Source organism: Providencia alcalifaciens DSM 30120 (genome assembly GCF_000173415.1).
GTDB lineage: Bacteria > Pseudomonadota > Gammaproteobacteria > Enterobacterales > Enterobacteriaceae > Providencia > Providencia alcalifaciens.
The window spans coordinates 75,712-86,914 of record NZ_ABXW01000051.1; the positions used below are offsets into that span (position 1 = coordinate 75,712).

The following is an 11,203-nucleotide window of genomic DNA, read 5'->3' on the forward strand; positions in this document are numbered from 1 at the left end:
AGGAGAGCTAACAGTGAGTGAGCCAGTAGAAGCAATGGTCTATTACGTTAACTTCAATACGAATCGCAGATTTTGGATATTAAAAATATCAGCACATGGCGATGAAGATCACTTTAAGTTTCAAGCTAAGCCAACCAAAAAGCAAATCAGGAAATTTAAAAAACAATTCATTCGTGAAGCCAAAGAAGGATCTAAGTGCCTAGTTGAAATGATAAGGGCAATGCAAGGAGGTTAACTTGGAAATAGAAATGGTCAAATGCGCCAATGGCATATTTGCACCAGCATTCGAACACGACCTACCACGTTTAACAAAATTCAAAAATGGCGAGATGTACACCTTCAGCGCCAAGCTCACAAGAAACCCCGCATTTCATAGAAAGATGTTCGTATTCTTCAAATTCTGTTTCGACCACTGGTGCGCAAATAAAGCGGGACTCGACTGTATGGACGAGTATAGCCAATTTGAGCGCTTCAGGAAGGATTTGACGATACTTGCAGGATTTTATGAGCAAACAGTAAGGTTAAACGGTGATGTACGCACAGAGGCTAAGAGCCTGTCATTTGCAAACATGGAGGCAGACGAATTCGAACGCTGTTACAACGCCATGATTAACGCAGCAATAAAACACATTTTCAGAGGGTGTAATGAAATCACTGAGAATCGGTTACTTACGTTTTTTTGAGGATAGATATGAAACATAAATACCTAAACTTAACACTAGGAGCTAAGCTATTTTTTGAGGTGATATATGGCTAAACCAATACGACGGCGATGTGCTATATGTAAAAGCTGGTTCCACCCGAAATATGATAATGTCGAATGGTGTAGCCCAGAGCACGGCGCTGAGCTAGGAATAAAACGACAGCGAAAGAAGAATGAAAAGGCACAAGCCAAACTCAAAAAAGAACGACAGCAAAAAGAAAAAGAATCCCGCGATAAACTCAAAATCAGAAAGCTAGCAGTAAAACCCCTCAAATATTTCAAGCAGCAAGCACAGAACGCCTTTAATTCATACATCAGAGAAAGAGATAAAGATGATCCATGTATCTCTTGTGGTCGATTCCATGAAGGGCAATACCACGCTGGACACTATCGAACTACAGGCGCAAACCCTGAGCTTAGATTTAATGAGGATAACTGCCACAAGCAATGCGCATCTTGCAATAACCACCTTTCCGGAAATATCGAAAAATACACACCTAATTTGATATTGAAAATAGGTAAGAATCGTTATGAATCATTAATGGGTTGCCATGAACTACCTAAGTGGAAGCGTGATGATTACGAACAAATACGTGATCTATATAAAAGGAAGCTTAAGGAGCTGAAAGATGCAGGCTGAGATTACGACAATCCCTGAGCTACTTATTAAGCATTACGGAAATATGACCGCTGTTGCAAGAGAGCTTGGGGTTTATAGGGCAACAGTAAGGCGGTTCGCAAGGGATCTGAATGGTAGTGAGCATTTGGTATCGCGCGGGCAGTTATTCACAATGTGTAGACAGCGTGGAACATCGGGTAATAAATTATGAGAAGAGATGAGCCCTTCCATTTGTTAACTCAGTATGCCAAAAAAAGCGATATTCGTAGAGTATGGTTTGGGCATCGTAAAAACATCAGTGACTCTCAACGTGTTTGGGTTAGATATATGCTCATCCTATGGGGCAGGGTCTATGGAGGTGATGATTACACAGAAGGTGGTGAGTGCAGTGTTATTGGTCGGCTTATGGTTCACTCAGACTGGAATGAAAATGAAGGTAAGCGGATTATTCAGGTAGTTAATGACTTGCATAAAATGGGTTACAAAGGTGATGAGCTTTTTAAAAAGTCACACGAAATTCTAAATCCAAAAAGTAGTTTAAGCGACCTCATCGCTCTCGCCAAAGAACAAGATGATGCCGCTTTTATTGAATCAGTCATTAATAAGACGTTTAAGTTAAGCAACCCAATTCGTCATGTGGCTATTAAACGATATTGTGATCGCAAATACCCGCAAAAAATGGCTCGCGAATTAAGATTTGGGAAAGAGGTTAGCATTCAGCAATGCACTCGGCGCATTGAATGGGCGCTTGAAATATTGGAGGAGGAGTTATATTACGCAATAAAAAGAGCGGAACCGGAACATTAGCAATCAAACGATGCAATGTTGACTGTTTTCGCAGAAGAAAGGCTGGATATCGCGAAATTTACATGTATAGTTTGTGATAAGCTCACGACAGTAAAACACAGAGCGGATAACAAGGTAAAAGAGGCGGCACTTGTTATCGATCCCGCCTAGTTGGTCACTTCGTCTATTTGGACTGGAACTCCAACCGCATCGGCTGAGAGGTCGAAGAAAATAGAGCCTCACTTCGGTGGGGCTTTTTTATTGGAGGTTATTTAAATTTAAGCATCCCCATGCTTGACAGGCAGATAAAGATAATTGCAACGATGAACATTATAAAAAGGCAAGCATCCCTCAGAAGGCTTTTTTTATCTTTAATTGAAATAACAAATATTAAGGGAATGAAGAAACCAAAGGCGCATAGTGCTGTTAGTATTTTAGCTAGTTCGTCGTACATGATTAATTCCATTTAAGTTAAGTGCATATGTTTTATCACGCATTACCTTAAATACCAACTCTCCGGAATTTCCGGATAGTTCATGTGGTAAATGTAAAGCATCCAAGATAAGGTGATATGAAATTTAACTTGGTAGCTATGGCATGAGTAAGAAAAAAGCACTTAATGGGAATAGGTTGCTCCCAACAATTCTCTTTTATGTTGGGGTAATTGGGTATCTTAGCTTTGCTATTTTTAATTTTGGTTCATTAAGTGGCGGATTGTTTGGTGCTTCTTTTGCTCATGCATTTTATTATGCCAAATTATCATTTTGGTATGCCTTATATTCTTTTGTGTGTATTTCTTTTTGCTCTCCGGCATCAGAGAAAGAAAATAAAGAATCACCTGTAAGGTTACATACTGACATGGCAAAATTGCAGAGTGGATTAGCTATAATCCTAGCCATTGCAGCGTTTACATAAAATACTCCACATTTCTAGAGGTCGCTTGTAGCGACCTTTTTTGTTTTTACCATATCGGGTACATCCTCGAAGTGGTCACTCATACGCCGCCACAGAATTCTAATCAACCAAACGAAAATTGACGCATAGAGATTGTGCGCGGCTATCTATTAACTAAAACACAGGTGTTATATATATGCCAAGTACCCTGACAGGAGTAGCCGTTAGTGCTGCGGGCGGTGGCGCTATGGGCGGTGTCCTATTGGGTGCTGATTATGGCGTGATACTTGGTGCGATCATTGGGGCATCTGCTTCTGTCATTGCATCTAAGGATAATAACCTTCAAAAGGTCATCCATTTCTTTTTGGCTTTAGGGTCTGGTGCGCTATTGGCTCATCCATTCTCTGAGATGGTGCAAGAGTTCTGGCAGAAGGATATAAGCCCGAAAATAACGGCGATCATCGTTTCTGCTTTACTAATTCCTATTCTGGTTTTAGGTGCCAACAAAGATAACCTTAAAAAGTTATTTGGTCGTGTAGGCGCATCGATTGATAAGAACTTCAGTAGCATTACTCAAGCCATAAAGGATTGGCGCAACAAAGGAGGTAACTAATGGAAACCTTCCTTGAACGCATTAATCAACTAATGGATTGGATGTATTTGAATCCTTGGGATGCAGCTGATGTTGGCTTAATGATGGCGTCAGCGTTGATAGTTTTCTTTTGTCGCTATGAGAAGCGAAGAGATTCAATAGTTGGAACAGTTTTATTCATCTGCTGGATTTACCAGATATATGAAACGGTAATGGGTAAGCGTGTATCAGCTCCGTCTGACGTTGTGTTTGATGGCGCTCTCTTCATCGTTATTTTCTCAGCAGGTGGCAACATCATGTCCATTGTTGTCATTAGTAAATTAGTGACCCGAATCAAATCAATCTGGCGGCTAGTTAAGCAGCCTTTTATTTTATGGTGAAGAAATGAAATTAAGTGAACATTTCGATAGTAATGAATTTGCATGTAAGGATGGATGCGGAGCAAATCAGGTCGAGTCAAAGTTGGTTGAAATTCTTGAAGGAGTTCGAACTCACTTCGGCAAGCCGGTTATTGTTGTCAGCGGTCGTCGCTGTGCTAAACACAACAGTAAAGTAGGTGGCGCACCTAAATCTCAGCACCTGTTAGGCACAGCGGCAGATATCAAGGTTAAAGATGTAGCGCCGAAAATGGTCGCTGATTATCTTGAATCTAAGTCTCCTAATAGCTACGGCATTGGTCGCTACAAGACATTCACACATATTGATGTGAGAGGATATAAAGCACGATGGGGAAGCAACTAGTCAATATTGGCAAATGGTTTATATCAAATATCCAACCAATTCTATTTGTTCTTTTGCTTGCTGCATGTGTCATTTACAACCTTAGGATAAATAACCTAGAGACTGAAAATGAATCACTCACTAGTCAGTTATCAGCAAGCCAGCTACTAAACAAAGTAACCCAATCAGCTATCACTCTTCACTATCAAGTTTCACTCAATAACATCAAAGCAAAGCAATTAGAGGACTCAGAACATGTCAAAGTTAAGACTGTTATCAAAACAGTGCTCAAAGACAATGAGTGCGCTAATACTACTGTGCCCGATGATGTTGTTAGTGAGCTGCGGAAGTACAAAAGAGGTATTGATTCCCGTTCAGTCTCCGCCGATACCAGCGCAACTAACCGCTGATTGCCCTCAGCCTGATATTCCTGAGAACGTTGATTGGGGCGATATGCCACAGTTGCTAGTTGATGCGATGAATTCAATAGCAAGGTGCAACTTGGACAAGAAAGCCATTCGAGATATTGAAGCGGCTAGAAGTAATTCAAAATCACATTAGAACGGAGTGTTGACGTTAATACCAACCAGTAAATGCTCTTGCAAAAAAAATTAAATTTATGAAGGTAAGAGCGCTTAACAAGTAGATAGAGAACTTCAAAAAAATAGTCATTACGTCTGATGGTTTTTTATCTTGAGCAATAATGAATAAGATACAGACAAGGACAGGCAGAAATATGAGTAAGAGAGTAATGGGATTAGTATACATGTATTGATACTCCCTCTTATGCAATGAAAAATTAACCTATTAGTTAAGTATATTTTTAACAGGAAAGCAATGCGGGAAATTGAAGTTGATAGGTTAGGCGTCAATAATGGAAACGGCTAGAGCGATGGCGTGCTCTGGTTTCTTATTCCGTAGCCACAAATAAACAACTACGGCAGCAACGAGCTTAATTAATAATTCAGTAATTCGTACCATGTAAATCTCCTAAGTTAAGGTTATCGATGGGGTTGGTTTCCCTATATGAGTACCTGTTTTAACTTGTTGATTTAATTTGGTATGTATTTTGCTTTAGCAATGCGTGAAATTTGACGCTAAAGAAATGCCCCAGATATCGGGGCAAAGTAGAGAATAATAGTTTATGAATGTGACGTCACTATACGTTAATCGTTAATGACCACAATCTGAAAAAGGTAGTAGTCTCAAGCGGATATTACAAATCTGAGCCTCGCTAAATGCGGGGCTTTTTAATGACAAAAAAATAGCCCCGATGCTGGGGCTTAAAGGGGATGGTTCATAGGAATATATTTGAGGGTAATAACTTAGCGATGTAATAACCATACCCCTATCAACGTGATGTTACGAAAGTAAAGTTAAAAGAAAGTTACATTTATTCAAGTTATGTAATCAGTAGTACGCATTTCACCCTGTGCATAGCACGCACATCTAAAACACCAAGAGCCTACAGAAAGTGATCCTGAGAACTGCCGCTATAGCTGGCGAGCTCTCTTGGGGCGGCTTTTCTGTGCTAACAGGTTCACTTTCTATAGGAAGAAACGTAATGATTAAAATCGTACCCATGAAGTATGACGAAACCATGATCCCGTTTAATGGAGATTGTTGGGTTAATGCCACAGCAGCAGCTAGGCACTTTGGAAAACTAACCAAAGACTGGTTAAGAGTCTCATCAACTAAAGAATATATCTATGAGGTTGGCAAAGAGCTTGATATTGAAGCGTATAATTCTAAAGAGGAGATTTCTCCCCTTTTAGTTCGAGTAGAAAAAGGACGCCATGGCGGTACTTGGATCCATCCTGAATTAGTAATTGAGTTCGCAAGATGGTTATCACCTAAATTTGCTCGTGCTTGTGATCGGCACATTAAAAACATGTTGATGTCACAGAGTATGACATTGACCGAAGATCAGGTTATTGGGTTACTAACATATAAAGAGGCTACTGAATGGGAAAAGCGATTTCAAGAACCCTATTACAGAGCGCTATCAAAGATGTCAGGGACTCCTTATTTTGGTCATGTTGGCGGTTGTCCATTATTGTTCGCTGGTATCACGGCTAAATGGATTTATGGCGTTGCATTGCCTGATTATGTTTATGAATCAGTCAAAGAAAATAAGGGCAATAGAGAGAAAATCCATCAGTACCTGAAAGGTGATGCCTTGCATGCGGTAGAACAGCAAATGGTGGCAGTAACAAATATTGCTAATAGTTCTGTTGATTACAAAGACTTTGATGCTCGATGTATGGCTGCTTTTGATGTTAAAGGGCAAATGCAATTGCTTTATCCTTCAGCGCATGGAGAGCAGCATGCAGCAAGATTGCAATAAGCAAGTAGAAATCTTTTCACTGGTCGTCAGCGAGTTATTTTTGATTAGACAGGTCGCCATGCATAAGCGGCCTGTTTTTCGTTCATCGCTAGGAGATATTAAGTTTAGTGTTGAGTCGCTGGCTAACTTCTTAAAATCATACTATCGGGAAGATTATAAAAGTGACCTCGAATTAAGCATGCTGTTCTTCAATATGCTGAAAAGAGAATACCTACCAGATCCTACAGTGCTAGTTTCTTGGTGTATGAATGAAGAGCTAACCGATGATGCAATACATAAAATATCTGGCTTGCTTGAAGACTTCGCGGAAATGGAGTTCTCAAATCAAATTCAATAGGTCGCTAATGCGGCCTTTTTTAAGCATAAGTCAAATATGTGTTATTTATTACATTTAGTTAGTGTTAGCATTCCTCCAATAGGAGGTAACTAATGATTTCATGGTTCGATGTTATGGCTCTACTTGCCATACCAATAGTGATATTGATTGTAGTTGTGAAGATGGCAATAGGGAGCCATAAGATGTTAGAAAAAAGTGAGCAAGTAAAAAATGAAGCATTAGAAGCTCACAAAAATGAAATTAAAGAGTCTAGTGATGGAGCGCAAGCAAAGAAGATAAAGAAAGAAATAACAGCAAAGATAATCTGGTACAGGATATGTTCTGTTGCATTATTGATACCAGTTCTATATTTCCTGTTTAGATAGCGACCCGCCAAGTGCGGGTTTTTTATTGGGTGAAATATGAAGAAATACACAGTAATCGCAACAAAGAAAGACGGAACTACATACGAAGGCATGATGACAACTAAAGAGCCTCGAGTGACGAATGGGCTAATCGCAATTGCTCAGTCGAACGGAGCATGGATATACATCTCACCCGACGAGATTAGCAGCGTTGAATATGTGCCTGTGGTTGAAGTAGCAGAATAACCAATCACAAAGCTCATCATGGTGGGCTTTTTAATTTGTTATGAGGATATGAATATGGCTAAAAGACCAGATTGGGAGGCCATCGAGTCGGCTTACCGAGCTGGCGTGATGTCACTTCGAGAAATAGCTTCACAGCATGGCATATCTGAAGGAGCTATACGCAAAAGAGCAAAGAAGGATGATTGGTCGCGAGACCTTAACGCAAAGATAAAATCCCGTGCAGATGATTTGGTACGCAAAGAGGAAGTACGCAAGCAGGTACGCAGCGAAACAGTACTTTCAGAGCGCGTACTTATTGAGGCAACCGCTGAAGTAATTGCTAATGTTCGTATGGAACACAGGGGAGATATTCGCAGGGCAAGAGAGCTGACCAATAACTTGTTTGATGAGCTATCGGCTGAATGTGCCGATGTGCCAGCTTTAAGTAAATTGGGCGAGCTAATGTTTAGTCCTGATGATAACGGACGCGATAAGCTAAATGAAATTTACAACTCAATCATTTCTCTCCCTGAGCGCGTTAAGTCAGTCAAAGCATTAAGCGAAACACTTAAAAATCTAGTTGGCCTTGAGCGACAAGCTTACGGGCTAGATGAAGCACAGCCGAATAAGACAGCTAGTCAGCTATCAGAACTAATGGACGACTTATCTAAGGAATAATCATGAAGCCAGAACATCTTGCATTATTGAGAGATAAGCTCTGGCGATTGAATCATCTCTACTGGATCACCAACAAAGAAGGTAAGCCGGTTCGATTTAAAATGACACCTGAGCAGCTTGAATACTTTGAAGGGATGCACACGCGAAATATTATCCTCAAAGCTCGTCAACTTGGTTTCACAACTGAGGTTTGCATTATCCAATTAGATGCGGCTCTATTTGAGGCGGCTAGATGTGCCTTAATAGCACACACGCTAAACGATGCTAAGCGACTATTCAGGGAAAAAATAAAGTATGCCTATGAAAAACTACCTGATGAAATTAAGGCTGCTAATCCGGCGAGTAATGACGCGGCTGGTGAATTAGTTTTTAGTAAAGGCGGCTCACTTTATATCAGCACGTCATTTCGTGGCGGTACACTCCGATATTTACATGTATCTGAGTTCGGTAAGATATGTGCCAAATATCCAGAAAAGGCTCGTGAGATTGTTACTGGTGCGTTTGAAGCGGTATCAAGCGATTGTTTCACGACGATTGAAAGTACAGCGGAAGGTCGAGCAGGTTATTTTTACGATTATTGCCAGTCTGCTGAGAAAGCGCAAATTCAGAGCAAGACTCTCTCTAACCTAGACTGGAAATTCTTTTTCTTCTCATGGTGGAAGAATCCTGAGTACTCAATTGACCCTGTGGAACAATTACCGCAGCGATTAGTTGATTACTTCGATGAGATAGCTTGCAAACACAGTGTTCACCTCAACGAGCGACAGAGAGCATGGTACTACGCCAAAGAGAAAACGCTCGGCGACGATATGAAGCGAGAATACCCGTCAATACCGTCTGAAGCATTTCAGCAATCTGTTGAAGGTGCTTATTATGCTAAGCAATTCCGCTTTCTGTACGAAAATAAACGCATTGGCGCACTCCCTGATAACTCACACTTACCCGTTCATACGTATTGGGATATTGGTGTGGGCGATTCAACATCAATCTGGTTTATTCGTGAGGTTGGTGAGGAATTTCACGTTATCGACCATTACTCAAACAGTGGTGAGGGTCTACGGCACTATATGAAAGTGCTGAAAGATAAAGGTTACACATACGCGAGTCATAATGGACCACATGATATTGATAATCGTGAGTTTGGTTCAGATGCGAAATCACGTAGAGAGTTAGCCCGTGAGGGGTATGAAATTGATGGGCAAATTTACTCAATTCGATTTGACGTAGTGCCAAAGCTTTCTATTGATGAAGGTATTGAGGCTGTGCGTGAAATTCTCCCCCGTTGTGTTTTCGATGAGTATAAATGTGGTGAAGGCATCGCTCATCTTGAAGCATACCGCAAAGAGTGGAACGATAAACTCGGATGTTGGAAAGATAAGCCACTTCACGACTATACATCTCATGACGCCGATGGGTTTAGATATTTTGCGGTTCGCCGTAGGAATGCTAAGCGTCCAGCCTTTGATATTAATTTAGGAACAACTTTCTAATGAGCATAGCAAATGTAGATTTTACTCGCCCTGAATACAAGACAGCGGCACCTCAGTGGGAGTTGGTTCGCTCAGTATGTCGAGGTGGTGAGGAAGTAAAAAGTTATCTTCCTGAGTTGGAAGAAAAGGAAAGTGAACGTAAGAAAAAGCGTAATAAAGACTATCAAGACCGTGCGGTGTTTTACCCAATAACAGGTAACACTCGTAACGGTATGATAGGGATGGCATTCAAGAAAGATCCATTGATTGCTGTTGCTGAAAAGCTGTCTTGTTTAAAAGATGATGCAGATGGTGCAGGTTCAAGCATTTACCAATTAGCTCAATCCTCTCTTGAATCGGTATTGGATGTGGGACGACATGGGCTATATGTTGATTACAACAGCGACTCTAAGCTCCCGTACATATTTCAATATCGTGCTGAAGATATTATTAACTGGCGGACTGATCGTATTAATGGCAGGACGATGCTAACGCTGGTGGTATTGCGAGAGACTGTTGAAGAGGCGGACGGTTTTGGATTTAAAGATGCCATTCAATACCGCGTGTTAGTGATAGAAGATGGCAAGTTTATCTGTAGAGTATATCGCAAGACAGCTGGCAGCAGTGTGTATCAAATCCACTCTGAATATATTCCAGAGCGTGCAGGTAGTGGTGCTTGGGATGAAATTCCATTTACGTTTATGGGTGCTCAAAACAATGACCATACGATAGATGAGGCGCCATTGTTAGGTTTGGCAAAAATTAATCTAGGGCATTATCGAAATTCTGCTGATTATGAAGATTCAGTGTTTTTCTGTGGGCAAGTTCAGCCATATCTAGGTGGGTTAGATATAGAGTGGCGAGATCACTTAGAAAAAACAGGCATCATGGTTGGGTCTCGTTCACCTTTAATGCTGCCAGTGAAAGGGTTCTTTGGTTACGAGCAAGCTCAGCCAAATATGTTGGCTAAAGAAGCTATGGACAGTAAGCGCGATTACATGGTGGCTTTAGGCGCTCAGTTAGTTTCTGCAGATAGTAAAGTCAAAACGATTATTCAATCTGTGGGGGAGCAAAGTGCTCAAACCTCTATTCTCAGTATTTGTTGCTCAAATGTCTCAGATGCGTTTAGCAAAGCGTTAATGTGGTGCGCTGAATACTTAGGTTTAGATACTAAAGACACTTCTTTTGAAATTAACAAAGACCTCGTTAATCACATTGCTGATAGTTCGATGATCCGTGAAATTGTGGCTGCATGGCAATCGGGTGCAACACGCAAGTCTGACTTGGTGAGAAGTTTACAGAAATATGATGTTATCGATCCCGCTGATGATATTGATATGGTGGTCGATGAGCTTAACAACCAAGAGCCGACAATAGTAGGTGAAACATGAAATCAGTGAATGAGCGATTAAGGGATGAATTGATAGCTCACGCTTTGTTTTCTGGTCGTTATTCTACAGGTGTTGCAAGGCGCATGATAAATGCACTT

General features: G+C 40.8%; 17 protein-coding genes. All 17 read left to right on the forward strand.

Translation table 11 applies throughout. The annotated features are described in order from the left end of the window. The first annotated feature begins 13 nt into the window (after positions 1–13). The 17 genes from PROVALCAL_RS11815 (at position 14) to PROVALCAL_RS11900 (ending at position 11,105) form a co-directional block, all read left to right on the forward strand. Positions 14–235, forward strand: a complete 222-nt coding sequence (locus PROVALCAL_RS11815) for a DUF7279 family protein (RefSeq protein WP_117584516.1) — start codon at positions 14–16, stop codon at positions 233–235. Position 236: 1 nt separating this feature from the next. Further along, entirely contained in the window at positions 237–683 is a 447-nt protein-coding gene (locus PROVALCAL_RS11820) for a DUF1367 family protein (protein ID WP_039861933.1), read from the forward strand. Positions 684–749: 66 nt separating this feature from the next. Next, positions 750–1,343: a recombination protein NinG gene (locus tag PROVALCAL_RS11825; RefSeq protein WP_006659505.1), complete on the forward strand. Its 594-nt coding sequence runs from the start codon at positions 750–752 to the stop codon at positions 1,341–1,343. A 43-nt stretch (positions 1,344–1,386) separates the two neighbouring features. Next, on the forward strand, positions 1,387–1,533 hold the full coding sequence (locus tag PROVALCAL_RS11830) for a phage NinH family protein (protein WP_243441097.1): 147 nt from the start codon (positions 1,387–1,389) through the stop codon (positions 1,531–1,533). Beyond that, complete coding sequence (locus PROVALCAL_RS11835) at positions 1,530–2,129, forward strand: DUF1133 family protein (RefSeq protein WP_006659507.1); 600 nt, start codon at positions 1,530–1,532, stop codon at positions 2,127–2,129. The genes PROVALCAL_RS11830 and PROVALCAL_RS11835 overlap by 4 nt, the downstream gene beginning before the upstream one ends. Positions 2,130–2,705: 576 nt before the next feature. Next, a complete protein-coding gene (locus tag PROVALCAL_RS11845) occupies positions 2,706–3,023 on the forward strand; it encodes a hypothetical protein (RefSeq protein ID WP_006659510.1) in 318 nt (105 codons plus the stop codon). A gap of 175 nt (positions 3,024–3,198) precedes the next feature. Then, positions 3,199–3,615 (forward strand): putative holin, encoded by a 417-nt coding sequence (locus PROVALCAL_RS11850; protein ID WP_006659511.1) that lies wholly within the window; start codon positions 3,199–3,201, stop codon positions 3,613–3,615. Next, a complete protein-coding gene (locus PROVALCAL_RS11855) occupies positions 3,615–3,974 on the forward strand; it encodes a hypothetical protein (protein ID WP_006659512.1) in 360 nt (119 codons plus the stop codon). The genes PROVALCAL_RS11850 and PROVALCAL_RS11855 overlap by 1 nt, the downstream gene beginning before the upstream one ends. 4 nt (positions 3,975–3,978) lie before the next feature. Beyond that, on the forward strand, positions 3,979–4,335 hold the full coding sequence (locus PROVALCAL_RS11860; RefSeq protein WP_006659513.1) for a D-Ala-D-Ala carboxypeptidase family metallohydrolase: 357 nt from the start codon (positions 3,979–3,981) through the stop codon (positions 4,333–4,335). 234 nt (positions 4,336–4,569) lie between these two features. Beyond that, on the forward strand, positions 4,570–4,875 hold the full coding sequence (gene lysC, locus PROVALCAL_RS20065; protein ID WP_243441096.1) for an Rz1-like lysis system protein LysC: 306 nt from the start codon (positions 4,570–4,572) through the stop codon (positions 4,873–4,875). A gap of 1,003 nt (positions 4,876–5,878) precedes the next feature. Next, positions 5,879–6,661, forward strand: a complete 783-nt coding sequence (locus tag PROVALCAL_RS11870) for a KilA-N domain-containing protein (protein WP_039861935.1) — start codon at positions 5,879–5,881, stop codon at positions 6,659–6,661. Further along, a complete protein-coding gene (locus PROVALCAL_RS11875; RefSeq protein ID WP_006659517.1) occupies positions 6,642–6,998 on the forward strand; it encodes a hypothetical protein in 357 nt (118 codons plus the stop codon). Before PROVALCAL_RS11870 ends, PROVALCAL_RS11875 begins: the two co-directional genes overlap by 20 nt. Positions 6,999–7,090: 92 nt before the next feature. Then, positions 7,091–7,363 (forward strand): hypothetical protein, encoded by a 273-nt coding sequence (locus PROVALCAL_RS11880; protein ID WP_006659518.1) that lies wholly within the window; start codon positions 7,091–7,093, stop codon positions 7,361–7,363. 36 nt (positions 7,364–7,399) lie between these two features. Continuing rightward, positions 7,400–7,588: a hypothetical protein gene (locus PROVALCAL_RS11885; protein ID WP_006659519.1), complete on the forward strand. Its 189-nt coding sequence runs from the start codon at positions 7,400–7,402 to the stop codon at positions 7,586–7,588. 54 nt (positions 7,589–7,642) lie between these two features. Further along, positions 7,643–8,245: a hypothetical protein gene (locus PROVALCAL_RS11890; RefSeq protein ID WP_207383143.1), complete on the forward strand. Its 603-nt coding sequence runs from the start codon at positions 7,643–7,645 to the stop codon at positions 8,243–8,245. A gap of 2 nt (positions 8,246–8,247) precedes the next feature. After that, positions 8,248–9,735, forward strand: a complete 1,488-nt coding sequence (locus tag PROVALCAL_RS11895; protein WP_006659521.1) for a terminase large subunit — start codon at positions 8,248–8,250, stop codon at positions 9,733–9,735. After that, positions 9,735–11,105, forward strand: a complete 1,371-nt coding sequence (locus PROVALCAL_RS11900) for a DUF4055 domain-containing protein (protein WP_006659522.1) — start codon at positions 9,735–9,737, stop codon at positions 11,103–11,105. The genes PROVALCAL_RS11895 and PROVALCAL_RS11900 overlap by 1 nt, the downstream gene beginning before the upstream one ends. Positions 11,106–11,203: the final 98 nt, after the last annotated feature.